Origin of the sequence: Streptomyces sp. NBC_00259 (assembly GCF_036181745.1) — a bacterium.
Lineage (GTDB): Bacteria > Actinomycetota > Actinomycetes > Streptomycetales > Streptomycetaceae > Streptomyces > Streptomyces pratisoli.
Genome location: NZ_CP108080.1, coordinates 6,293,210 through 6,316,979, shown reverse-complemented (window position 1 = coordinate 6,316,979; position 23,770 = coordinate 6,293,210). Strand labels below are relative to the sequence as shown.

The 23,770-nt window shown below is 71.3% G+C and carries 26 protein-coding genes; 16 read left to right on the top strand and 10 right to left on the bottom strand.

The features are described 5' to 3' along the window. Entirely contained in the window at positions 1-777 is a 777-nt protein-coding gene (locus tag OG766_RS28395) for a response regulator transcription factor (protein ID WP_328726505.1), read from the bottom strand. 163 nt (positions 778-940) lie between these two features. On the opposite strand from OG766_RS28395, the gene OG766_RS28390 reads away from it, so the two are divergent. Beyond that, complete coding sequence (locus tag OG766_RS28390; protein WP_266387512.1) at positions 941-1,351, top strand: VOC family protein; 411 nt, start codon at positions 941-943, stop codon at positions 1,349-1,351. Here OG766_RS28390 and OG766_RS28385 read toward each other — a convergent pair. Then, on the bottom strand, positions 1,273-2,019 hold the full coding sequence (locus tag OG766_RS28385) for a helix-turn-helix domain-containing protein (RefSeq protein WP_266387515.1): 747 nt from the start codon (positions 2,017-2,019) through the stop codon (positions 1,273-1,275). The two genes, OG766_RS28390 and OG766_RS28385, sit on opposite strands and share 79 nt — an antisense overlap. Positions 2,020-2,029: 10 nt before the next feature. After that, a complete protein-coding gene (locus tag OG766_RS28380; RefSeq protein WP_266387519.1) occupies positions 2,030-3,211 on the bottom strand; it encodes a YihY/virulence factor BrkB family protein in 1,182 nt (393 codons plus the stop codon). A gap of 17 nt (positions 3,212-3,228) precedes the next feature. On the opposite strand from OG766_RS28380, the gene OG766_RS28375 reads away from it, so the two are divergent. The 14 genes from OG766_RS28375 (at position 3,229) to OG766_RS28310 (ending at position 16,899) form a co-directional block, all read left to right on the top strand. Beyond that, positions 3,229-4,872 carry an acyl-CoA dehydrogenase family protein gene (locus tag OG766_RS28375; protein WP_266387521.1) on the top strand — a complete coding sequence of 548 codons (1,644 nt, stop codon included), beginning with the start codon at positions 3,229-3,231 and terminating at the stop codon, positions 4,870-4,872. A 352-nt stretch (positions 4,873-5,224) separates the two neighbouring features. Continuing rightward, positions 5,225-6,526 carry a helix-turn-helix domain-containing protein gene (locus OG766_RS28370; RefSeq protein ID WP_328726504.1) on the top strand — a complete coding sequence of 434 codons (1,302 nt, stop codon included), beginning with the start codon at positions 5,225-5,227 and terminating at the stop codon, positions 6,524-6,526. A 78-nt stretch (positions 6,527-6,604) separates the two neighbouring features. Further along, positions 6,605-7,210 (top strand): GNAT family N-acetyltransferase, encoded by a 606-nt coding sequence (locus OG766_RS28365; protein ID WP_328726503.1) that lies wholly within the window; start codon positions 6,605-6,607, stop codon positions 7,208-7,210. Between the two features lie 138 nt (positions 7,211-7,348). Next, positions 7,349-7,432 (top strand): putative leader peptide, encoded by an 84-nt coding sequence (locus tag OG766_RS28360; RefSeq protein WP_323137367.1) that lies wholly within the window; start codon positions 7,349-7,351, stop codon positions 7,430-7,432. Between the two features lie 135 nt (positions 7,433-7,567). Then, a complete protein-coding gene (locus OG766_RS28355; protein WP_266387530.1) occupies positions 7,568-9,265 on the top strand; it encodes a nitrite/sulfite reductase in 1,698 nt (565 codons plus the stop codon). Beyond that, complete coding sequence (locus OG766_RS28350; protein ID WP_266387533.1) at positions 9,262-9,441, top strand: hypothetical protein; 180 nt, start codon at positions 9,262-9,264, stop codon at positions 9,439-9,441. Before OG766_RS28355 ends, OG766_RS28350 begins: the two co-directional genes overlap by 4 nt. Next, positions 9,438-10,139 (top strand): phosphoadenylyl-sulfate reductase, encoded by a 702-nt coding sequence (locus tag OG766_RS28345; protein WP_266387536.1) that lies wholly within the window; start codon positions 9,438-9,440, stop codon positions 10,137-10,139. Before OG766_RS28350 ends, OG766_RS28345 begins: the two co-directional genes overlap by 4 nt. After that, the gene (gene cysC, locus OG766_RS28340) at positions 10,139-10,723 is read left to right on the top strand and encodes an adenylyl-sulfate kinase (protein ID WP_266387539.1); all 585 of its coding nucleotides are present in this window, start codon (positions 10,139-10,141) and stop codon (positions 10,721-10,723) included. The genes OG766_RS28345 and cysC overlap by 1 nt, the downstream gene beginning before the upstream one ends. Beyond that, positions 10,720-11,658, top strand: coding sequence for a sulfate adenylyltransferase subunit CysD (cysD, locus tag OG766_RS28335; RefSeq protein WP_266387542.1), 939 nt, complete (start codon positions 10,720-10,722; stop codon positions 11,656-11,658). The genes cysC and cysD overlap by 4 nt, the downstream gene beginning before the upstream one ends. Positions 11,659-11,660: 2 nt before the next feature. Beyond that, on the top strand, positions 11,661-13,010 hold the full coding sequence (locus tag OG766_RS28330; RefSeq protein WP_266387545.1) for a sulfate adenylyltransferase subunit 1: 1,350 nt from the start codon (positions 11,661-11,663) through the stop codon (positions 13,008-13,010). 215 nt (positions 13,011-13,225) lie between these two features. Then, positions 13,226-14,365 (top strand): aliphatic sulfonate ABC transporter substrate-binding protein, encoded by a 1,140-nt coding sequence (locus tag OG766_RS28325; RefSeq protein WP_266387548.1) that lies wholly within the window; start codon positions 13,226-13,228, stop codon positions 14,363-14,365. Positions 14,366-14,401: 36 nt separating this feature from the next. Next, positions 14,402-15,193: an ABC transporter ATP-binding protein gene (locus OG766_RS28320; protein ID WP_266387551.1), complete on the top strand. Its 792-nt coding sequence runs from the start codon at positions 14,402-14,404 to the stop codon at positions 15,191-15,193. Then, the gene (locus OG766_RS28315; protein ID WP_266387554.1) at positions 15,180-16,088 is read left to right on the top strand and encodes an ABC transporter permease; all 909 of its coding nucleotides are present in this window, start codon (positions 15,180-15,182) and stop codon (positions 16,086-16,088) included. Before OG766_RS28320 ends, OG766_RS28315 begins: the two co-directional genes overlap by 14 nt. Positions 16,089-16,098: 10 nt before the next feature. Beyond that, the gene (locus OG766_RS28310; protein ID WP_266387557.1) at positions 16,099-16,899 is read left to right on the top strand and encodes a sirohydrochlorin chelatase; all 801 of its coding nucleotides are present in this window, start codon (positions 16,099-16,101) and stop codon (positions 16,897-16,899) included. Positions 16,900-16,923: 24 nt separating this feature from the next. On the opposite strand, the gene OG766_RS28305 is transcribed toward OG766_RS28310, so the two are convergent. Next, positions 16,924-17,388: a hypothetical protein gene (locus tag OG766_RS28305; protein WP_266387560.1), complete on the bottom strand. Its 465-nt coding sequence runs from the start codon at positions 17,386-17,388 to the stop codon at positions 16,924-16,926. 139 nt (positions 17,389-17,527) lie between these two features. Here OG766_RS28305 and OG766_RS28300 point away from each other — a divergent pair, with 139 nt between their 5' ends. Then, positions 17,528-17,719: a DUF4236 domain-containing protein gene (locus OG766_RS28300; RefSeq protein ID WP_266387563.1), complete on the top strand. Its 192-nt coding sequence runs from the start codon at positions 17,528-17,530 to the stop codon at positions 17,717-17,719. On the opposite strand, the gene OG766_RS28295 is transcribed toward OG766_RS28300, so the two are convergent. From OG766_RS28295 to OG766_RS28270, 6 genes are all read right to left on the bottom strand, one after another. Further along, positions 17,688-18,086: a nuclear transport factor 2 family protein gene (locus tag OG766_RS28295; protein ID WP_328726502.1), complete on the bottom strand. Its 399-nt coding sequence runs from the start codon at positions 18,084-18,086 to the stop codon at positions 17,688-17,690. The genes OG766_RS28300 and OG766_RS28295 overlap by 32 nt on opposite strands. Then, on the bottom strand, positions 18,083-18,646 hold the full coding sequence (locus tag OG766_RS28290) for a DUF1697 domain-containing protein (RefSeq protein ID WP_266387567.1): 564 nt from the start codon (positions 18,644-18,646) through the stop codon (positions 18,083-18,085). Before OG766_RS28290 ends, OG766_RS28295 begins: the two co-directional genes overlap by 4 nt. Positions 18,647-18,722: 76 nt before the next feature. Continuing rightward, entirely contained in the window at positions 18,723-19,925 is a 1,203-nt protein-coding gene (locus tag OG766_RS28285; protein WP_266387569.1) for a S8 family peptidase, read from the bottom strand. Positions 19,926-20,352: 427 nt separating this feature from the next. Next, the gene (gene mgt / locus OG766_RS28280; RefSeq protein WP_328726501.1) at positions 20,353-21,546 is read right to left on the bottom strand and encodes a macrolide-inactivating glycosyltransferase; all 1,194 of its coding nucleotides are present in this window, start codon (positions 21,544-21,546) and stop codon (positions 20,353-20,355) included. A gap of 85 nt (positions 21,547-21,631) precedes the next feature. Beyond that, positions 21,632-22,936 carry an ABC transporter substrate-binding protein gene (locus OG766_RS28275; RefSeq protein WP_328726500.1) on the bottom strand — a complete coding sequence of 435 codons (1,305 nt, stop codon included), beginning with the start codon at positions 22,934-22,936 and terminating at the stop codon, positions 21,632-21,634. Continuing rightward, the gene (locus OG766_RS28270) at positions 22,936-23,769 is read right to left on the bottom strand and encodes a carbohydrate ABC transporter permease (protein WP_266388788.1); all 834 of its coding nucleotides are present in this window, start codon (positions 23,767-23,769) and stop codon (positions 22,936-22,938) included. Before OG766_RS28270 ends, OG766_RS28275 begins: the two co-directional genes overlap by 1 nt. Position 23,770 lies beyond the last annotated feature (1 nt).

The following is a 23,770-nucleotide window of genomic DNA, read 5'->3' as shown; positions in this document are numbered from 1 at the left end:
TCACACCTCGTCCGTCGGTTCGGGTGCGCCGAACGCCGTCGGTCCCGGTGCCGCCGTTGGTCCCGATCCCGGTGCCCGTGCCGCCGTCGATGCCGGTGCGTCGAAGCGGTAGCCGACGCCCCAGACGGTCTGGATCAGACGTGGTCTGGCGGGATCGTCCTCGATCTTGCCGCGCAGCCGTCGCACGTGGACGGTGACGGTCGACAGGTCGCCGAACTCCCAGCCCCACACGTCGTGCATCAGCTGTTCGCGGGCGATGGCCTGTCCGCGGTGGCGCATGAGATGGGCCAGGAGGTCGAACTCCCTCAAAGTGAGGGCGAGTTCGTCGCCGTCCTTGGTGACACGGCGAGCCGTCGGGTCGACGCTGATCCCCGCACAGCTGAGCACGGGCCCTGCGGTCGGCCCGTCGGCCCGCGCCCGGCTGCGGCGCAGCACGGACTCGACGCGCAGCACCAGTTCGCGCGGGCTGAACGGCTTGGTGACGTAGTCGTCCGCGCCTACTTCGAGACCCAGGATGCGGTCGTCCTCGTCCCCGCGCGCGGTCAGCATGATCACCGGCACGGGCCCCTGGCCGCGCAGCCTGCGGCAGACTTCGAGGCCGTCCATGCCGGGCAGCATCAGGTCCAGCACCACCAGGTCCGGCCACAGCTGCCCGGCGGACCGCAGGGCCTGGGGCCCGTCCTCCGCACGGTGCACCGCGAAGCCCGCGCGTTCCAGGTAGCCGGCGACCACTTCGGCGACGGTCGGATCGTCGTCGACGACCAGGATGTTCTGCATGGCTCCAGTCTGGTCCGCGAGGGCAGGCGACTGCGCACCGGGCTCCTTACGAATCCATGACGGCGCGCCGGGCGAGCCCTCCCCGGCGCCCGTCCGTGACCGTGTGCGTGCGGCGTCCGATTCCTTCAAGACGCCGTACCACCGACCTTCCTACGGTGGCTCCATGACTCCACGACTCGATGCCGTCGGCCTGGTCGTCTCCGACATGGCCGCCTCACTCGCCTTCTACCGCCGCCTCGGCCTGGACTTCGCGGAAGGGGCCGAGTCCGCGCCGCATGTCGAGGCCGTGCTGCCCGGCGGGCCGCGCGTGCTGTTCGACACCGAGGAGACGATCCGGTCCTTCGATCCCGGCTGGACCCGGCCCGAGGGCGGGGACCGTGTCGGGCTCGCCTTCCTCTGCGACAGTCCCGCCGAGGTGGACAGGGTGTACGAAGAGCTGGTCGCGGCAGGCCATCGTGGCCACCTCAAGCCGTGGGACGCGTTCTGGGGACAGCGCTACGCGATCGTGCTCGACCCGGACGGTGCCGGGGTCTCGCTGTTCGCGGACGCGGAGCCGGCGGCCAGTTCGGCGTAGCGGCCGAGGGTGAGCCCGGTCAGGTCCCGCATCTCGCGTGCGAGGTGTGCCTGGTCGGCGCAGCCGGCGGCGAGGGCGGCCTCCGCATAGGGCGTCCCGGCCCGTACGAGGGTGAGGGCGCGTTGCAGTCGCAGGACCCGGGCGAGCGTCTTGGGGCCGTATCCGAAGGCGTCCAGGGATCTGCGGTGCAACTGGCGTGCGCCGAGCCCGACCGCGTCGGCGGTCGCCGCGACGGTCCCTCCGGCGTCGAGCCGCCGGACGACGGCCCGCAGCAACGGGTCGGGCCGGGGGCTGTCCGCCGCGTACCGCACGGCCACGGCCTCCAGCGCCGCGGCCCGGTCCGGCGCCGCGGTGACCCGTGCGGCCATCGCGCGCACCCGGTCCGCGGGCCAGAGGTCGGCGAGTTCCACGCGGACGTCGCGCAGCTCGTGCGCGGGCACGCCGAAGAAGGCGGGGGCGGTGCCGGGGGCGAAGCGCAGCCCCGTGTAGGAGGCGCCGGTGCCGTCGGACGGATGGGCGTATGTGTCGGGTCCGGCGACGAGGAGCCGGCCGTCGGTCCACATCAGGTCCATACAGCCGTCGGGCAGTACGGGAAGGCCCGGGCCGGGGCCGGGCTCGTTGCGCCAGACGACGGCCCCGTCCAGCGACGAGGCCCGTTCCTCGTACATGGTGTCGAGGCTAGAGCTTCTGGCTGCCGTTGTCGCGAGGGTCCCGGCTGCCGTGGAACCGGGATTTCACGTCGTCCGGCGGCAGGAACTTGGACCAGCGTTCGGGGAACTCCGACGGCATGTCGCCGCTGCCCTCCCCTTCCTCGCCCTCCTCGCCCTCCTCGCCGTCCTCCCCGTCCTCGCTCTCGCCTTCCGCGGCACGGGCGCGGGCGCGGGCGACCAGCTCCGCGGCGTGGGCGGCGCGGACGCGCTGGTTGGCGGCGCGGGCGGCGGCGGTGGCGACCGAGGGCCAGACCCGGTCGATGGCGGCGTTGACGGCGGCGCCGACGAGCACCGCGAAGGCCGAGATGCCGATCCAGAGGAGTACGGCGATGGGCGCGGCGAGGGAGCCGTAGATGGTGGGGCCCTCGACGGTGCTGGTCAGGTAGATGCGGAGCACGAAGCTGCCGAGCACCCACATGGCCAGGGCGACGAGCGCGCCCGGGATGTCCTCGGCCCACGGTGAGCGGACCGGCACGGACACGTGGTAGAGCGTGGTGAGGAAGGCGATGGACAGCAGGATCACGACGGGCCAGTACAGGACGCTGACGACTTCCGTGCCGAACGGCAGGAGTTCCACGAGGCGGTCGGGGCCCACGACCGCCAGCGGCAGCACGACCGCGCCGATCAGCAGCGCGATGAGGTAGAGCAGGAACGCCAGCAACCGGGTGGCGACGATGCCGCGCTGGCCGTCGAGTCCGTACATCACGGTGATGGTGTCGATGAAGACGTTCACGGCCCGCGATCCGGACCACAGGGCGATCGCGAAGCCGAGCGAGATGACGTCGGGGCGGCCGCCGCGGGTGACGTCCTCCAGGAGGGGTTTGGCGATCTCGTTGACGCCGCGGTCGGACAGGACGGTGCCGGCGGCGCCGAGGATGTTCTCCTGGATGGAGGCGACGGTGGTGGTGCTGGTCCAGTCGTCGACGTAGCCGAGGAGCCCGAGGACGCCCAGCATCAGTGGTGGCAGCGACAGCAGGGTGAAGAACGCCGCCTCGGCCGCGAGCCCGAGGATCCGGTACTCGATGCACGAATTGACGGTGTCCTTCAGCAGCAGCCAGGCCAGTTTCCGCTTGGAGACGTTGCGGTAGAGGACTCGGGCCCGGTGGAGCCGGCCGGAGGGCCGCTCGGGTGTTTCGTTTGCTGCCTGCACCTCCTTACCGTAGCGGCATGGAGACCAGCACCCACACCGTGACCAACCAGGCTCCGCCCCTGGTCGCGTACGACGTGTTCGCGGCGGACCGTGCGCTGACCGAGGCCGTGGAGCGGCACCTGGATCCGGGGCTGCTCGGTACGGCGCGTCAGGAGCTGTCCCAGCTCGGCCGCACCGCGGGTTCGGCGCAGGCCCAGCGGTGGGGGGTGCAGGCCGACGAGAACCCTCCGGTGCTCCGTACGCACGACCGGTACGGGCACCGGATCGACGAGGTGGACTTCCATCCTGCGTGGCACCGGCTGCTGGGCAAGGCGGTCTCCTCGGGGCTGACGAACGCCTGGGGGCGGCCCGGCGGGCATGTGCGGCGTGCGGCCGGGTTCCTGGTCTGGTCGCAGGTGGAGTCCGGGCACGGCTGCCCGGTGTCGATGACGCATGCGGCGGTGCCGGCGCTGCGCACGGACCCGGCGCTGGCCGCCGAGTGGGAGCCGCGGCTGACGTCGCGGGTGTACGAGGACGGCCTGCGGCCGCCCGCCGAAAAGCCCGGTGTGCTGTTCGGGATGGGCATGACCGAGAAGCAGGGCGGCAGCGACGTCCGGGCGAACACGACCCGGGCGGTGCCGCTGGCCGCGGCCGGGGAGTACGCACTGACCGGGCACAAGTGGTTCTGCTCGGCACCGATGAGCGACGCGTTCCTGGTGCTCGCGCAGGCTCCCGGGGGCCTCACGTGCTTCCTCGTGCCGCGGGTGCTGGACGACGGAACGCGCAACGTGTTCGCGATCCAGCGGCTCAAGGACAAGCTGGGCAACAGGTCGAACGCGTCGAGCGAGGTGGAGTTCGACGGGACGTGGGCGCGCCGGGTCGGCGAGGAGGGGCGCGGGGTGCGCACCATCATCGGGATGGTGTCGGCGACGCGGCTGGACTGTGTGCTCGGTTCGGCGGCCCTGATGCGGCAGTCGGTGGCGCAGGCGATCCACCACACCGCCCACCGCAACGCGTTCGGCGGCCCGCTGATCGACAAGCCCCTGATGCGGAACGTCCTGGCCGATCTGGCGCTGGAGTCGGAGGCGGCGACGGTGCTGGCGATGCGGCTGGCGGCGGCGTACGACGCCGCGGAGGCCGGTGACGAGGCGGAGCGGGCGCTGCTGCGGCTCGCGGTGCCGGCCGCCAAGTACTGGGTGACCAAGCGGTGTACGCCGGTGGTGGCGGAGGCGCTGGAGTGCCTGGGCGGGAACGGCTACGTGGAGGAGTCCGGGATGCCGCGGCTGCTGCGGGAGTCTCCGCTGAACTCGATCTGGGAGGGATCGGGCAATGTGCAGGCCTTGGATGTGCTGCGGGCGCTGAGGGGGACGCCGGGGGCGCTGGACGCGTACCTCCGGGAGGTCGGGCGGGCGCGTGGCGCGGACCACCGGCTGGACGGTGCGATCAAGGGGATGCTGACGGAGCTGGCCGATCTGGAGTCCGTGGAGGTACGGGCGCGGCGGCTGGTCGAGCGGATGGCGCTGGTGCTCCAGGGGTCGCTGCTGGTGCGCTGGGCGCCGCCGGAGGTGGCGGACGCCTTCTGCGCGTCACGGCTGGGCGGGGACTGGGGGTCGGCGTTCGGGACGCTGCCGTACGGGCTGAACCTGGCGGCGGTGGTGGAGCGGGCTCGCGTACAGGTGTGAGGGCGGCGCGCGAGCCGGTGTGAAAGGCGTCGCGCGAGCCGGCTGACGCAACCGTGCGCCCTTGGTGTGCGCCGGTGCGTTGACCTGCGAAAGCGGAGGGTGGTGCTGCGCCGACACGGCACCACCCTCCGCTCATGTCACCCTCACGCACAGGATGGCCGTTGGCCAGAGTTGCAGACCGTTGCAGGAGATGTGCGAATTGGCTTCCGGGCGGATGCGTGGGCGGCACGATGGGAGGCGGACGGGCCGCGATGTGGCGCGCACCGGTGCGCGGTGGGACGCGCACCGAGCAGAACCGATACGGCACGGCCGGCCCGCACCATTCGGCGCCGGCGACGGCGGGGGGTACCCGATGAGGAACACGGCTCTCGACATGGCACGGCTCAGCAGCATGGACGCCGGGCATGCGACGCGTCTGCTCCATCAGGTACACGCCGCGACCCTGGCCGGCCGGCGTCCGCCGGTCGCGCCGCGCCCGGTCATCGACGCGTCCTGGCAGCGGATGCTCCGGCTGGGCGTGGACCCGGACCGTTCCACGAGCAGTGAGCTGCTGCAGCGTGAGGAGCTGGAGCACCGGCGGCGGGCGACCGTGCTCGGCGAGGTGATGCACACGCTCAGCAGCGGGCTCACCGAGATCGCCGACGCGTCCGTGCAGATCATGGTGGTGACGGACGATCAGGGCCGGGTGCTGTGGCGGGAGGGGAACGCCGGAGTGATCCGGCAGGCCGACACCATCTGTCTCGAGGAGGGCGCGGCCTGGAGCGAGGACAGCGCCGGCACCAACGCCATCGGCACCGCTCTCGCCGCGCGGCGGCCGGTCCAGGTCCACTCGGCCGAGCACTTCGTGCACACGCTGCACAACTGGACGTGCGCGGCGGCGCCGGTGCACGACCCGCGTGACGGCCGGCTGCTGGGCATCGTCGATGTCAGCGGCCCGGCCTCCGGTTTCCACCCGGCGACGCTGGCGCTCGTCGACTCGGTGGCCCGGCTCGCGGAGGCGGATCTTCGCGATCGTCATCTGCGGGTGGTCGAGCGGCTCCGGTCGGTCGCGGCGCCGATCCTGTGCCGGCTCGCCGGCCGGGCGCTGGCCGTCGACGTGCACGGCTGGACCGCGGCGGTCAGCGGTATGGCACCGGTGGACCGGTTGCCGCTGCCCAAGTCGTTCCGCGCGGGCCGGGTCTGGCTGCCGTCGCTGGGCATGTGCACCGTCGAGCCGCTGCCGGGCGGCTGGCTGGTCCGTCCCGACGAGTCCAGGGCCACGGAGACGGCGAGCCGTGTCGTCCTGGACCTGAGCCGCGCCCGCCGCTGGACCGTCGCGGTCAGCGGTCCCGCGGGCAGCTGGTCCCAGGAGCTGAGCCCGCGCCATGCCGAGCTGCTGTACGTGCTGGCGAGGCATCCGCAGGGGCGCACGGCCGCGGAGCTGGCGTCCGACGTGTTCGGTGACCCGACGCGCGCGGTGACGGTGCGCGCTGAAATGTCACGTGTGAGGCGCTACCTCTCCGGTGTGCTGGCCCACCGCCCGTACCGCTTCAGCGAGGAGGTCAGGGTGGAGGTGGTCCGTCCGGCCCGGCCGGGTGACCTCCTGCCGCACTCCTCGGCCCCGGCCGTCGCCGCGGAGCGGACCACGGGGTTCCAGGCCGTGTCAGGAGCATGATCCGCCGGAGGGGCGCCGGGGCGTGTCCGCGGCTCCCGGCTTTTGGAGCCGGGGCGCGGACGTGGTTCCCTGGCGGCCATGAGCATCACTGTGACCACGTGGTCCCTGGAGCAGACCTCGGCCGCCGATCTGCGTCCGGCCGCCGAGCCCGCCGGGGACGTGCGGATCGTGCGGGCCGAGGTGCCCTCGCCCGAGTTCAGCCGCTTCCTCTACACGGCGGTCGGCGGGGACATCCGCTGGACCGACCGGCTGGGTCTCACCCACGCACAGTGGGTGGAGACGCTGGACAGGCCGGGCGTGGAGACCTGGGTGGCGTACGAGAAGGGGACGCCGGCCGGGTACGTCGAGCTTCAGGCGCAGGACGAGGGCGCCGTCGAGATCGTCTACTTCGGGCTGATCCCGGCTTTCCGCGGGCGGCGCATCGGTGGTCATCTGCTGTCGTTCGGTACCGCGCGCGCCTGGGACCTCGGTGACCGCTGGCCGGGACGGACGCCCACGAAGCGGGTGTGGCTGCACACCTGCTCCAAGGACGGCCCGCACGCGATGGACAACTACCTGCGCCGCGGCTTCACGCTGTGCGACACGAAGGTGGAGGACGAGCCGGAGGTGGAGACGCCCGGCCCCTGGCCCGGCGCCCGGGTCCGACCCGCGGCCCTGACCCGCGGGTCTGACGCCCGGCCCTGACCCGCAGCCCTGACCCGCGGCCGCGGCCGTTGGGCGGTGCGGGTGATCGAGGACACAGTGTCTCGCGATGCGGGACACTCTTGTCCATATTTTGGATGACGGTGGACTGGGTCCAAAGTCCCGTGACACGCTTCCGTCATGTCTCGAGCTGGAATTGCCTTGGTGAGTCGGCGTCACGTCGACCTCGGCCGCATGTCCAGCGCCATGTGTCCGGCGGGCTGACGCTGCGGACAGCCGGGGCCCTCGGCCCCTAGCAGCCCACCACGACCTCAGACATCCCCTGCCTTCTGCGCACCGCGACGCCCTGCTCGTGCGCAGGTCAGAGCCGCCCTCAGCAGTCCCGAAGGACGTACCTCCATGGCCGCCACCCCGGAAGAGCCCGCCACCGCCACGCCCCGCCGCAAGGCCGGACGCCACCGCGGCGAGGGTCAGTGGGCCGTTGGCCACCTCACGCCGCTCAACGCCAACGAGCAGACCAAGAAGGACGACGACGGTCTCAATGTGCGGACACGCATTGAGACGATCTACGCCCATCGTGGTTTCGACTCCATCGACGGGGCCGATCTGCGCGGACGCATGCGCTGGTGGGGCCTCTACACCCAGCGCAAGCCCGGGATCGACGGCGGCAAGACCGCGATCCTGGAGCCGGAGGAGCTGGACGACAAGTACTTCATGCTGCGCGTCCGGATCGACGGCGGCCGGCTGACCACCGAGCAGCTGCGGGTCATCGGCGAGATCTCCGAGGAGTTCGCGCGCGGCACCGCCGACATCACCGACCGGCAGAACGTCCAGTACCACTGGATCCGGATCGAGGACGTGCCCGAGATCTGGAACCGGCTGGAGGCCGTCGGCCTGTCCACCACCGAGGCGTGCGGTGACACTCCCCGCGTCATCCTCGGCTCCCCCGTCGCCGGCATCGCCGAGGACGAGATCATCGACGGCACGCCCGCCATCGACGAGATCCACCGCCGCATCGTGGGCAACAAGGACTTCTCCAACCTCCCCCGCAAGTTCAAGTCGGCCATCTCCGGCTCCCCGCTCCTCGACGTGGCGCACGAGATCAACGACGTCGCCTTCGTCGGCGTGAACCACCCCGAGCACGGTCCCGGCTTCGACCTCTGGGTCGGCGGCGGACTGTCCACCAACCCCAAGATCGGCGTCCGGCTCGGCGCCTGGGTGCCGCTGGAGGAGGTCCCGGACGTCTACGAGGGCGTCATCTCGGTCTTCCGCGACTACGGCTACCGCCGGCTGCGCACCCGCGCGCGGCTGAAGTTCCTGGTCGCGGACTGGGGCGCGGAGAAGTTCCGCCAGGTGCTCCAGGACGAGTACCTGCAGCGCAAGCTCGTCGACGGCCCCGCGCCCGAGCAGCCCGTGCAGCGGTGGCGCGACCACGTCGGGGTCCACAAGCAGAGGGACGGCCGCTTCTACGTCGGCTTCGCTCCGCGCGTCGGCCGCGTCGACGGCGCCACCCTCACCAAGATCGCCGAGGTGGCGGAGGCGCACGGCTCGGGCCGGGTGCGTACCACCGCGGAGCAGAAGATGCTGGTCCTCGATGTGGCGCAGCCGCAGGTCGAGTCGCTGGTCGCCGCTCTGGAGGCGCTGGACCTGCGGGTCGGCCCGTCCCCGTTCCGCCGGGGCACGATGGCCTGCACCGGTATCGAGTTCTGCAAGCTGGCCATCGTCGAGACCAAGGCACGCGGCGCCTCGCTGATCGACGAACTCGAGCGCCGTCTCCCCGAGTTCGACGAGCCGATCACGATCAACATCAACGGCTGCCCGAACGCCTGCGCCCGTATCCAGGTCGCGGACATCGGTCTCAAGGGCCAGCTGGTGCTGGACGAGAACGGCGACCAGGTCGAGGGCTACCAGGTGCACCTGGGCGGCGCGCTGGGCCTGGAGGCCGGATTCGGCCGCAAGGTCCGCGGCCTGAAGGTCACGTCGGCCGAGTTGCCCGACTACGTCGAGCGTGTCCTCAAGAACTTCCAGGCGGAGCGCGAGGACGGCGAGCGCTTCGCCACCTGGGCGGCGCGTGCGTCGGAGGAGGCCCTCTCATGAGCGAGCGCGCGGCCCCCTTCTACTGCCCCTACTGCGGCGACGAGGACCTGCGCCCGAGCGAGCAGGGTCACGGCGCCTGGGAATGCGCGGCGTGCAATCGAGCCTTCCAGCTGAAGTTCCTCGGGCTGCTCGCCCGAGGGGTGCGGCGCGACGACGCGGGAGGGAAAGAGATATGACGGTGGTTCAGACGAGGGACGAACTGAAGTCCCTCGCCGAGCAGGCCGGCCGGGACCTGGAGGAGGCCTCGGCCCTCGACATCCTGAGGTGGGCGGCCGAGAACTTCGGCCCGCGGTTCTGCGTCACCTCCTCCATGGAGGACGCGGTCGTCGCCCACCTCGCCTCGCGTGCCCTCCCCGGCGTCGACGTCGTCTTCCTCGACACCGGCTACCACTTCCCCGAGACCATCGGCACCCGCGACGCGGTCGAGGCGGTGATGGACGTCAACGTCATCACGCTCACCCCACGCCGGTCGGTCGCGGAGCAGGACGCCGAGCACGGCCCCCGGCTTCACGACCGCGACCCCGATCTGTGCTGCGCCCTGCGCAAGGTCCGGCCGCTGGAGGAGGGGCTGGCCGGGTACGACGCCTGGGCGACCGGGCTGCGCCGCGACGAGTCCCCGACCCGGGCGAACACCCCGGTCGTCGGCTGGGACGAGAAGCGGCAGAAGGTCAAGATCTCCCCGATCGCCCGCTGGACCCAGGCCGATGTGGACGCCTACGTCGCCGAGCACGGGGTCCTCACCAACCCGCTGCTGATGGACGGTTACGCCTCCGTCGGCTGCGCCCCCTGCACCCGGCGGGTCGCGGCGGGCGAGGACGCCCGGGCCGGCCGGTGGGCCGGCCGCGGCAAGACCGAGTGCGGGCTGCACGGCTGATGACGACGACCGACGACGACCCGACGACCCTGAACCACCGGGAGAAGCACGTGACTGGGGCCACCATCTGGCTCACCGGGCTGCCGAGCGCGGGCAAGACCACCATCGCGTACGAGCTGGCGGGCCGGCTGCGCGGCGAGGGCCACCGCGTCGAGGTGCTCGACGGGGACGAGATCCGCGAGTTCCTCTCGGCGGGCCTCGGCTTCAGCCGCGAGGACCGGCACACCAACGTCCAGCGGATCGGCTTCGTCGCCGAACTGCTGGCGTCGAACGGTGTGCACGTCCTGGTGCCGGTGATCGCCCCGTACGCGGACAGCCGCGAGGCCGTTCGCAAGCGCCACGGCGCCGAGGGCACGCCCTATGTCGAGGTGCATGTCGCGACCCCGGTCGAGGTGTGCTCCGTACGCGATGTGAAGGGGCTCTACGCCAAGCAGGCCGCGGGCGAGATCAGCGGGCTGACCGGCGTCGACGACCCGTACGAGGAGCCCGAGTCGCCGGATCTGCGGATCGAGTCGCACACCCAGACCGTGCAGGAGTCCGCGGCGTCGCTGTACGCGCTGCTCAGTGAAAGGGGACTGGCGTGACGACCAGTATCGATGTCGTGGGCGGGAGCACGGACAGCCCGTACGCGCTGACGCACCTGGACGCGCTGGAGTCCGAGGCGGTGCACATCTTCCGCGAGGTGGCGGGCGAGTTCGAGCGGCCGGTGATCCTGTTCTCCGGCGGCAAGGACTCCATCGTCATGCTGCATCTCGCGCTGAAGGCGTTCGCGCCCGCCGCGGTGCCGTTCTCGCTGCTGCACGTGGACACGGGGCACAACTTCCCCGAGGTCATCGAGTACCGCGACAGTACGGTGTCACAGCACAATCTCAGGCTTCACGTGGCATCGGTGCAGGAGTACATCGACGCGGGCACCCTCCGCGAGCGCCCCGACGGCACCCGCAACCCGCTGCAGACCGTCCCGCTGACCGAGGCGATCCAGCAGCACCGCTTCGACGCCGTCTTCGGCGGCGGCCGCCGCGACGAGGAGAAGGCCAGGGCCAAGGAGCGGGTGTTCTCGCTGCGGGACGAGTTCTCGCAGTGGGACCCGCGGCGCCAGCGTCCCGAGCTGTGGCAGCTCTACAACGGCCGCCACGCGCCCGGTGAGCACGTCCGCGTCTTCCCGCTCTCCAACTGGACCGAGCTGGACGTCTGGCAGTACATCCAGCGCGAGAAGATCGAACTGCCGCAGATCTACTTCGCCCACGAGCGGGAGGTCTTCGCCCGCGACGGCATGTGGCTCACGGCCGGCGACTGGGGCGGCCCGAAGGACGACGAGTCGGTCGAGACCCGGCTGATCCGCTACCGCACCGTCGGCGACATGTCCTGCACCGGCGCCGTCGACTCCGACGCGACGACGCTGGACGCCGTGATCGCCGAGATCGCCGCCTCCCGCCTCACCGAGCGGGGCGCCACCCGCGCCGACGACAAGCTGTCCGAGGCCGCCATGGAAGACCGCAAGCGCGAAGGGTACTTCTAACCATGACCAGCACAGCCGATCCGGCCGGACAGCTGGCCGAGCAGCTGTCGGCCACCACCCTCCTGCGCTTCGCCACCGCCGGGTCCGTCGACGACGGCAAGTCCACCCTGGTGGGCCGGCTGCTGCACGACTCCAAGAGCGTGCTCGCCGACCAGCTGGAGGCCGTCGAGCACGCCTCCCGCTCCCGCGGCCAGGAAGCCCCCGACCTGGCGCTGCTCACCGACGGTCTGCGGGCCGAGCGGGAGCAGGGCATCACGATCGATGTGGCGTACCGTTACTTCGCCACGCCGCGGCGCCGGTTCATCCTCGCCGACACCCCCGGGCATGTGCAGTACACCCGCAACATGGTCACGGGTGCCTCGACGGCCGAGCTGACCGTGATCCTGGTGGACGCCCGCAACGGGGTGGTCGAGCAGACCCGCCGGCACGCCGCGATCGCCGCGCTGCTGCGCGTCCCGCACGTCGTCCTCGCCGTCAACAAGATGGACCTCGTCGGCTACGAGGAGTCCTCGTTCGCCTCGATCGCCGAGGAGTTCACCGCGTACGCGAGTGAACTCGGCGTTCCCGAGATCACCGCGATCCCGATCTCCGCGCTCGCCGGCGACAACGTGGTGGACGCCTCCGCGAACATGGACTGGTACGGCGGCCCGACCGTGCTGGAGCACCTGGAGACGGTGCCCGTCAGCCACGACCTGACGGGCTGCCACGCCCGCTTCCCGGTGCAGTACGTGATCCGTCCGCAGACCGCCGAGCACCCCGACTACCGCGGCTACGCGGGCCAGATCGCCGCCGGCACGTTCCGCGTCGGCGAGAGCGTGACCGTACTGCCCTCGGGCCGGACGTCGAAGATCGCGGGGATCGACCTGCTCGGCAGCCCGGTGGACGTGGCCTGGACACCGCAATCGGTGACGCTGCTGCTGCGGGACGACATCGACATCTCCCGTGGCGACATCGTCGTGCCGAGCGGGGACGCGCCCGCCACCACGCAGGACGTCGACGCCACCGTCTGCCATGTCGCCGACACCCCGCTCACGGTGGGCCAGCGGGTGCTGCTGAAGCACACCACCCGCACGGTCAAGGCGATCGTGAAGGACATCCCGTCGAGGCTGACGCTCGACGATCTCTCCCAGCACCCGGCTCCCGGGCGGCTGGAGGCCAACGACATCGGCCGGGTCCGGGTCCGTACCGCCGAGCCGCTCGCGCTCGACGCGTACGCGGACTCCCGCCGTACCGGGTCGTTCCTGCTGATCGACCCGGCCGACGGTACGACCCTGGCGGCCGGCATGGCGGGCGAGGCCTTCGCCGCCGCCGAGACCGGTCCCGCCCAGGACGACGAGGGGTGGGACTTCTGATGACGATCGACGTGTACGCGACCTTCGCGAAGGAGGGCGGCCGGGTCGGCAGCGGTGTGCTCGGCGCGGGCTCGGGAGGTGTGACGCGATGTGTCCGATGACCGGCACCACCTCCCGAGCGCACCGACCGCACCACAGACGAAGACCTGGAAAAGCCGATCTCCCGGCCACGACGTGAGTTCGTGACCGCCGGGCCACCGAGAGGAACACCTCCCGTGCCTGCATCCCGTACGAGCCGTACGCCCCGCACGACCCGTACCGCCGCCCTTCGCCGCAGCCTCGCCGCTGCCGCCGCCCTCCCCCTGCTGGCCGTGACGGCCACCGCCTGCGGCTACGGCTCCGAGGCCAAGGACGACCAGAAGACCGAGGTCGCCGCCGAGGGCAAGAAGCTCTCCGCGAGCAGCGTCCGCATCGGCTACTTCCCGAACCTCACGCACGCCACCGCCCTCGTCGGCATCCAGGAAGGCCTCATCCAGAAGGAGCTCGGCGGCACGCAGATCAAGCCGCAGACCTTCAACGCCGGCCCGTCCGAGATCGAGGCCCTGAACGGCGGCTCGCTCGACATCGGCTTCATCGGCCCCTCGCCGTCCATCAACGCGTACGTGAAGTCCAAGGGCCAGAACCTGCGGATCGTCTCCGGGTCCGCCTCCGGCGGGGTGAAGCTCGTCGTCAACCCGGACAAGATCAAGACCCTGGACGACCTCAAGGGCAAGAGGATCGCCACTCCGCAGAAGGGGAACACGCAGGACGTCGCGTTCCTCAACTGGATCTCGGAGAAGGGCTGGAAGGTCGACGCCGAGAGCGGCAAGGGCGACGTGTCCGTCGTCCGTACGGACAACAAGGTCACCCCCGACGCCTACAAGTCGGGCTCGCTCGACGGCGCCTGGGTGCCGGAGCCGACCGCGTCGAAGCTGGTCTCCGAGGGTGCGAAGGTGCTTCTCGACGAGACCACCCTGTGGCCGGAGAAGAAGTTCGTCATCACGAACATCATCGTGTCGCAGACGTTCCTCAAGGAGCACCCGGACGTGGTCGAGGCCGTGCTGCGCGGCACGGTGAAGACCAACGCCTGGATCAACGCCGAGCCCGCCGAGGCCAAGGCGTCGGCGAACGCCGCGCTCAAGGAGCTGGGCGGCAAGGCGCTGGGCGCCGAGGTGATCGACCCGGCGTGGCCGAGCATCCGGATCACGGACGACCCGCTGGCGGCCACGCTGAAGACCCAGTCCGAGTGGGCGGTCAAGGCGAAGCTGATCGAGCAGCCCGACCTGAAGGGCATCTACGACCTCACGCTCCTGAACAAGGTGCTGAAGGCCGAGGGCAGGCCCGAGGTGTCCGACGCCGGTCTCGGCGCCAAGTAACCCCGCAATCGCCACAGTTCCCAGGAGGTGACGACCATGGCCACCACACTCGCCAAGGCTGACGTGGGCACCACGGCGGTGCAGCACGCCGCCCGGATCGAGCACGTCTCGAAGTCCTTCTCCGGTCCCGCCGGAACGCAGCTCGTCCTGGACGACATCAGTCTCGATGTCGCGCCCGGCGAGTTCGTCACCATCCTGGGAGCCTCGGGGTGCGGCAAGTCCACCCTGCTCAACCTGGTCGCCGGGCTGGACCTGCCGACCGCCGGATCCATCGCCACACCCGGCGGGCGGCCCGCCCTGATGTTCCAGGAGCACGCGCTGTTCCCGTGGCTCACCGCGGGCAAGAACATCGAGCTGGCGCTGCGGCTGCGCGGCGTGCCCAAGTCCGAGCGCCGCGGGGAGGCCGAGCGGCTGCTGGAGCTGGTCCGGCTGAGCGGCGCGTACGGCAAGCGCGTCCACGAGCTGTCCGGCGGTATGCGTCAGCGGGTGGCGCTGGCCCGTGCGCTGGCGCAGGACAGCGACCTGCTCCTGATGGACGAGCCGTTCGCGGCGCTCGACGCCATCACCCGTGACGTGCTGCACGGCGAGCTGACGCGGATCTGGGAGGAGGCCGGTGTGTCGGTCCTCTTCGTGACGCACAACGTTCGCGAGGCCGTGCGGCTGGCGCAGCGCGTGGTGCTGCTGTCCTCCCGCCCGGGCCGGGTGGCCCACGAGTGGACGGTGGACATCCCGCAGCCGCGCCGTATCGAGGACGCCGCCGTCGCGGAGCTGTCCATCGAGATCACCGAACAACTGCGTGGGGAGATCCGCCGCCATGGCCAGCACTGAAGTCCGTGACGACGCCGCGGGGAAGACGCCGGCGAAGGCGGACGACCTGGCCGGTCTCGAGGCCGGCCTGGACGCGCTCGACGCCGTCGAGATACGCCGTACGCCGGTGCGCGAGGTCCTCGTCAGGAAGGTCCTGCCGCCGGTCGTGGCGATCGGCCTGGTGCTGGTCGTCTGGCAGGTCCTCGTCTCCGCGAAGGTGACGACCGAGGACAAGCTGCCGTCGCCGTCCTCGGTGTGGACGGGCCTGACCGACATGTGGCTGCAGGGCACCCTGCTGGAGGTCGTCTGGACCAGCGTGTCGCGGGGCCTGTTCGGGTTCCTGCTGGCCCTGGCCATCGGTACGCCGCTGGGTCTGCTGGTGGCCCGGGTGAAGTTCGTCCGCGCCGCGATCGGACCGATCCTGTCCGGTCTGCAGTCGCTGCCGTCGGTGGCGTGGGTGCCGCCGGCCGTCATCTGGCTGGGTCTGAACGACTCGATGATGTACGCGGTCATCCTGCTCGGCGCGGTGCCGTCGATCGCCAACGGGCTCGTCTCGGGTGTCGACCAGGTGCCGCCGCTGTTCCTGCGTGCCGGGCGGACCATGGGCGCCACCGGCCTGAAGGGCACCTGGCACATCGTCATGCCGGCCGCGCTGCCGGGCTATCTGGCCGGTCTGAAGCAGGGCTGGGCCTTCTCGTGGCGCTCGCTGATGGCGGCGGAGATCATCGCGTCCTCGCCCGAACTGGGCCTGGGGCTCGGCCAGTTGCTGGAGAACGGCCGCAACAACATCGACATGCCCGGAGTGTTCCTCGCGATCATCCTCATCCTGATCGTCGGTATCGCCATCGACCTGATCGTCTTCAGCCCGCTGGAGCGCCGGGTGCTGCGCGGCCGCGGTCTGCTGGTCAAGAGCTGAGGATCCACTGATGCACGGCCCCGCTCTCCTCGTCATCGCCCACGGCAGCCGCGACCCGCGGCACGCCGCGACGGTGCACGCCCTGGTGCGGCGTCTGCGGTCGCAGGGGGTCCCCCCGGGTCCGCAGGGGTCCAGGGGGGTGCCGGAGCTGCGGGTGTCGACGGCGTTCCTCGACTTCAACGCGCCGTCCGTGCCTCAGGTACTGGAGCGGATGGCGAACGACGGCGTGCGGGAGGTGGTGGCGCTCCCGCTGCTGCTGACGCGGGCCTTCCACGCGAAGGCCGACATCCCGTCCGTGCTGAACGAGGCGAGGGCCCGCCACCCGCGGCTGCGGATCACCCAGGCCGACGTCCTCGGCCCGTCCCCGCTGCTCCTGGACGCGGTGGAGCGCCGGCTGTACGAGGCAGGGCTCACCCCGGCCGACAAGCGCTCGACCGGGGTGGTCCTGGCCTCGGCGGGCTCCTCCGACCCGGAGGCGATCGCAGTGATCGCTGATATGGGGCGGGAGCTGCGGCACACCGGTTGGTGCGCCGTGCGACCTGCGTTCGCCTCCGCTGTGACCGCCGCGAGCCCGCCCCGCCCCGAGGACGCGGTACGGGCGCTGCGCGCCGAGGGCGTCGCGCGGGTGGCGGTGGCGCCGTACGTGATCGCCCCCGGCCGGCTCCCGGACCGTATCGCCGCCGGTGCGGGCGCGGCGGGCGCCGATGTCCTGGCCGGTGTCCTCGGCCCGTCGCCGGAGCTGGCACGGCTGCTGCTGGAGCGGTACGAGGAGGCGTCGGCCCTCGTGCCGGGTCTCGCCGCGGCGGGCTGAGCGGGCGACAGGGGCCGGTCCGGTTCAGGGCCCGGTGTGCGGTGGGCGGACCTCCAGGAAGCGGCGGCGGGCCCGGCCCCGGTAGATCAGCGCGTCCCAGCCGAGGCGGTCCAGCACGCGTGCGCAGTCGGTGAGCGCGCTCTCCTCCTGGCCGGCGGCTCCGCTGCCGGGCGGGCCGAGCCATTCGACGGTGACGGTCCCCGGCTCCGCCTCCGCCGCGCGGACGCGGTAACCCGTCGCCACCCGCTGCCCGGTGGCGGTGTCGACCGCGGACGGGGTGATCCCGGCGGCCTCCAGCGCGAGGGCGACGGCCCGGACCGGCCGGCCGAGTTCCCAGGGTGCCGGACTCGCCACCGGGTCGCCGGCGCCGGTGTGCGTCAGCCGGCGGATCTGCAGCAGGCCCTCGAACGCGACCCGCACCTCGGCGGCCCGGGTCCTCGCGTCGTCCGCGCCGGCTGCCCGTGGCGGTCCGTCCCCGTCGTCGTACATGGAACCGACGATAGGGCGCGGCACCGACAGCGAGGGGTGCGGGCGCGTTGGCCCGTCCGGAGGAGCGGTGACACGACCGTGGCGTTGCCGTGACAGCCGCGCCGCCTCGGGCGCGCACGATGGCTACGAGGAGGCCGACATGTCGCTTTATTACCACAAGCGGATCACGATCATCCCGAGGCTGATGCATCTGCACATCGGCACGCACGGCTGGTCCCTGAGTCTCGGCACGCGCCGGGCCCGGGTCACCCGGAGCAGCGACGGCCGCAGCAGCGCTTCGGTGCGCCTGCCCGGTGGCTTCAGCTGGCGCCGGAGCTCGCGTCGGCACTGAACGGCGTGCCCTGGTGGAAGTACAGCCGCCAGCCGCCGTCGGTGCGCCGCCACAGTGAACTGCGGTGGGCCCGGCGGCCGGCCAGCTCGGTGACGAACGTCAGGTGCACGACGTCGGGGGCGAGCCGGGTGCCCTTCATCCCGGACGCGGTGATCGGGTCGAGGGCCCGGGAGCCCTCCTCGGCCAGCGCCGCGACGATCGCGTCACGGTCCCAGCGGCGGCCGGACACGCCGAACTCCAGGAACTCCGGGTGCAGCAGCCCGGCGAGGACGTCGGGCTCGGCCCGGACGGCGGGGTCGAGGAGGCGCAGCTCGCCCTCGATGGCGGCGTCCACCGCGGCGGCGTCGGCGACCTCCTCGGGGCTCACGCGCTTCCTCCGGTCATCTCGGCCAGCTTGACGACGGTGTTCCAGTTACGGGTCGTGGCGATGACCCCTTTGGTCATGCGGGGCCGGGAGAGCGTTTCGGCGAGCTTGGACCGGCCGAGTCCGTGGGGCGCGTACAGATACAGCGCGCGCTCGCCGAGCCGGAACTCCTCCGGCAGGAACGCCGGCGCGTCGACGGAGTCGAACCGCTGCGGGTCGATGTGCTCCGAGAAGTAGGTGACGTGCAGTTGCCTGCCCTCCAGTTCGGCCGCGGGGAAGGGGCAGTCCGCGACGACGGAGGCGAGATAGGGCGCGGCACGGACCAGGCAGTCGACGGTGAAGCCGAAATGTGCCTCGACGGCCTTCTCGATGCCCCGGGCGAGCGTGTCGTCTGCGTCGCCGGAGGCACTGGTGAAGACGGCGTTGCCGCTCTGCAGATAGGTACGGACGTCGCCGTGGCCGAGTCCGGTCAGCAGCGTGCCCAGATCCGCCATGGGGACCCTGCGGTGGCCGCCGATGTTGATCCCGCGCAGCAGCGCCGCATATGCCTGCGTCTTCGCCATGGTCACACCATAGGACGGCCGCCGCGCCCCGTGGGGGAGGGCGCGGCGGCCGTCGCATGTTGCCGTCCGTCGTTGACTACTCGACGACCTTCAGCAGCTTGTTGGGCGTGCCCTCGCTCGGGTTGGCGATCTTGTCGGGCGTGGCGCCGTCCGTCAGGGCCTTGGCGACCTGATCGGGCGTGGCGTCCTGGTGGGCCGCGAGGTAGACCGCGGCGGCGCCGACGACGTGCGGGGTCGCCATCGACGTACCGGAGATGGTCTTGGTGCCCTCGTCGCTGTCGTTCCAGGCCGAGGTGATGTCCGAGCCCGGGGCGTAGATGTCCACGACCGAGCCGAAGTTGGAGAAGTCGGACTGCTGGTCGTCCTTGGTCGAGGAGGCGACGGTGATGGCCTCCTTGACGCGGGACGGGGAGCCCTGGCCGGCGTCGCTGGACTCGTTGCCCGCGGCCACGCCGAAGGTCACGCCGGAGGCGATGGCCTTCTGCACGGCCTCGTCGAGCGCCGGGTCGGCGCCGCCGCCGAGGCTCATGTTGGCGACGGACGGGCCCTGGTGGTTCTTGGTGACCCAGTCGATACCGGCGACGACCTGCTCGGTGGTGCCCGAGCCGCTGTCGTCGAGCACGCGCACGGCGACGATCTTGGCCTTCTTGGCGACTCCGTGGGAGGCGCCGGCGATGGTGCCCGCCACATGGGTGCCGTGGCCGTTGCCGTCGTCGGCGGTCTCGTCGTTGTCGATCGCGTCGAAGCCGTGGCTGGCGCGGCCCTCGAAGTCCTTGTGCGTGACGCGGACTCCGGTGTCGATGACGTACGCCGTGACGCCCTCGCCGGCGCCGTCGGGGTAGGTGTACTTGCTGTCCCCCGCGGTGTCCGCCTGGTCGATGCGGTCCAGGCCCCAGGACGGCGGGTTGTCCTGGGTGGCGTTGATGGTGAACTTCTTGTTCTGGACGACCTTGTCGACGGCCGGGTCGGCGGCGAGGCGCTTGGCCTCGGTCTCCGAAAGCCCGCTGGCGGAGAAGCCGTTGACGGCGGAGGTGTAGTTGCGCTGCAGCGTGCCGCCGTACTCCTTCGCCAGCGACTTGTTGTCGGCCTTCTCGTCCAGCAGGACGATGTAGCTTCCGGCGACGGCGCCTTCGGCGTTCGCTCCGTAGATCGTGCCCTCGGCGGGAGCCGTCGCGGCCCCGGCGAAGGAGGTTCCGAGGACGGTCACTCCGGCGGCGGCGGCCACGGCGGTTATCGCCGCGGTCAGCTTGATCCTGGTCGGGCGCTTGTGAGTTGCCATGAAGAGGGGACTCCTCGTCATCAATTTGTGGGGGGAATGGCCGCCGGAAGGAAAATCTCCGGCGGCTGACTCGAAACCCTGACCGATTGACGCGCCCAGATCAAGACCTTCATCCAGCTGTGACTTGATCAACAAGAGTTTGTCATACGAAATCGGCCAGGCCTCCACAAGTCGGACTCCTGGTCGAACTTTCCTTACACACAGGGAAATTCCGTCGAGATAATGTGCCCACGATGTCCGCGCCGTGTGACCGCCGGGAATGCGGGTAAACGCCGTCGGCCCCACCGCGGTACCGGGTCAATTCCGCGCCCCGCGGTCACCGGGAAACACCGGTAAACACCGTCCGGGCAGCGCGAACAACCCGGCAGGGGCTCACGGATCGGCCGGATCGGGCCCGATCCGTGACCAGCGCCGGAAGGGTTCTGAACTAAAGGAGTTCCGCCTCGATCAGGTCGGCGGCGCGCGTCGTCCCGCCCTCGCCCGCCATCGAGAGCCTGACGTCGTTGAGCCTGCGGGCCACCTCCGGGTCACCGGCCAGGGCGAGGACCGCCTCGCGCAGGGTGTCCGCGGTGGCCTCCTCCATGGGGACATGACGGGCCACGCCGAGCGACGCGAGCATGTCGGCGTTGCCGAACTGGTCGACGGCCTGCGGGACCGCGACCATGGGCGTCGCCGTGGCGAGGCCCTCCTGGCTGCCGCCCGCCCCGGCATGGGTGATGAAGGCGTCCGCCTGCTTCAGGATCGCCAGCTGCGGCACCCAGCTGTGGGCCTCGACGTTCGCGGGGAGCGGCCCCAGCTCGGCGGCGTCCACGAACGCGCCGATCTGCAGCACCACATGCCATCCGGGCAGATCACCGAAAGCCTTCACACATTCCCGGTAGAAGGCGGGCTGTTTGGTGAAGGTCGAGCCCAGGGAGACCAGCAGCACCTTCTCCGCGCCGGCCGGCCGCCGCCACTGCCCCTGCTCGCCGCGCTCCCCCTGGCAGGCGCCGACGAAGGTGTGGACCGACTCGTCGACCCGGTCGGCGTTCGGCTGCAGCGCCCTCGGGATCAGGACGAGGGAGCGCCGCGGGCGGCCGACGAACGGGTCGGGGTGGGTGTCGATGCCGTTCTCGGCGAGCCATGCCTCGAAGCGGGCGTAGTACGCGCGGCCGCGCTCGCTCTCCTTGAGCCCGGCCGTCATCGGCTCGCCGACCTCCTCCTCGTAGCCCTCCCAGGCGACGAGGTTCGGCGAGAGGGACACGGCGGGCACGCCCCAGCGGTGGGCGAGCACGCGCGCCGGGTAGGAGGTGATGTCGTGCAGGACGAGGTCGGGCTCGTCCCCGGCGAACGCCTCGGCCAGTTGCGGCAGCGCCTGGATCGCGTCGCGCAGGAACGGTTCGATGTTGTCGATCAGCTCCGTGCCCCACGCCTCCGGCTCGTCGTCGGTCGGGAGCGTGGAGGTGTAGAGCACCGGTTCGGCGCCGGTGGCGGCGACCTTCTCGGCGAAGGCCGGGGGAATCGCGTAGCTGACACGGTGCCCGCGGGCCACGAGTTCCCGGATCACTTCGAGGCTCGGGTTCACGTGCCCGTGGGCGGCGATGGAGAACATGGCGACATGGGCACGCTGGGATTCGGTCATGCGCCCCAGACTAAACGAGACGATACGTCTCGTGCAACGTAATGATCCGGCCATGTGGCCCGGCCGTATGACCTCCCTCTGCCGCCTACTGCCGCTGATAGCGGGCGAGGACCAGATTCCCGTCCTTGACCAGGCGTTTCCTCAGCTCCGCGCGGTCGATGCCGCCGGAGTAGTACTCCTGGAGCGCGGGCGTCGCCACCTTGTCCTTCCACTCCGGATAGCCCCGCACCGACTGCGCGGGCGCCGACCTCAGATGCCGCGCGAGCGCCGCGCCGGTCGCCCAGCCGTTCTCGGCGGTCCTCAGCGACGGATCGGCGAGCGCCTGCCGGCCCGTCGGCAGCATCCAGTCGCCCTTCGCGAGCCGCACCATGTTCGCCGGCCGCAGCAGGAAGTCGATGAAGGCGACCGCCTCCTTCTTGTACGGGCTGTCCTCGGCGACCGACAGGGTCTGCGGGCTGACGCCCTGTGCGAGCCCCGCCCGGCCGGCGGGCGCGGGCAGCACGGTCCACTCGAAGCCCTCGGGCGCCTGCTGCGCGATCTGCTGCCGGTACGAGAAGCCCAGCGGGACCATCGCGTACTTGCCCGCGAAGAAGCCGGGCAGGGCGTCGGAGCCGCCCCCGCCGAGCGCGGTCGGCGACGCGCTGCCGTCCACCGTGACCTGGTCGTGGACGGTCCCGGGGACGACCGCGTCGGCATCGGTGAACTCGATGCGCACCTTGTCGTCCGCGCCCCGCTGGAACATCCGCCCGCCCGCAGAGAGCCCGAGGTTCAGCGTGGCCGAGACCGGATCCTTCAGCGGCCAGGCCACGCCGTACCTCCCTTCGCCCAGATGCGCCGTCAGCTTCTTGGCGACGCCGCGGAACTCCTCCCAGCTCCACGGCTCCCGCGGCGTCGGGATCCGGGCACCGGAGGCGTCGAGGATCTTCTTGTTGGCGATGAGGACACGGGGTTCCTGGAGGAACGGGACCCCGTGGACGCCGTCGCCGAAGGTCGTCGTCTCCCAGCTCTGCCGCGGGATGTCGGCGGTGAGCCGGGCGGGCAGCAGCCCGCGCAGATCGGCGAGATAGCCGCCGTAGGCGAAGTCGGCGAGGTCGTCGGAGGCGTCATGGATGATGTCGGGCGCCTCACCGCCCTCGAAGGAGGTGAGCAGCTGGTCGTGGACGCTGTCCCAGCTGCCCTGGACGTACTCGACCCGCACCCGGGGGTGGGTGGCGTTCCACTCCTTCACGAGTTCCTTGTTGGCGGCGACGGATTCCTCCTGCCAGGCCAGCGACTGGAAGCGGAGGGTGATCTTCCCGTCGGTCCGTGAGGAGTCCTCGCCGGAGCAGCCGGCCAGCAGCAGGACGAACGCCATGGCCGCCGCGGCCAGTGCCGGTACGCGTGGTCTCATCAGTGCTTCACCGCCCCCGCCAGCATTCCGCCGGTGATCCGTTTCTGGATGATCGCGAAGATCACGAGCGAGGGGATCGTCGCGAGGAACGCGGCCGCGGCGAGCGGCCCGAGATCGGCGACGCCCTCGGCGCCGAGGAAGTGGGTGAGGACGACCGGCAGCGTCTGCTTCTCGGGGGTCTTCAGCAGGACGAGCGCGAAGAAGAACTCGTTCCACGCCGTGATGAACGCGAACATCGCGGTGGCCGCGATGCCGGGCGCCAGCAGCGGCGCGGTGACCGAGACGAGGATGCGGGCCCTGCCCGCGCCGTCCACGGCCGCGGCCTCCTCCAGTTCGGCGGGCACGGCCCGGACGTAGCCGGTGAGCATCCAGAGCGCGAACGGAAGCGACCACACCACGTACACCAGCACCAGGCCGGTCAGGGTGTTGACCAGCTGGAGGTTCTTCAGGATCAGGAACAGCGGAATGATCAGCAGGACGAACGGGAACGCCTGGCTGACCACGACCCAGCCGGTGACGGCCTTCGAAAGCCGGGTGCGGTGGCGGGCCGTCACATAGGCCATCGGGGTCGCGACGACCACCGCCACGAGCGCCGCGGCCAGGGCGATGACCAGACTGTTGGCGGCGGCCCGCAGCAGTGGCTGTTCGCCGAAGGCCTGCCGGAAGTTCTCGAGGGTCGGGTTCCGCGGGATCCAGGTGGGGTGGAGCGAGGCGAGTTCCCCGGGTGGCTTGAAGGCCGTGGAGACCAGCCAGAGGAACGGGAACGCGAGGAAGACGAGATACGCGAGGAGCGCCAGGTACTGGCCGGCCCGTCCGGCCCTGCCGGTGCGCATG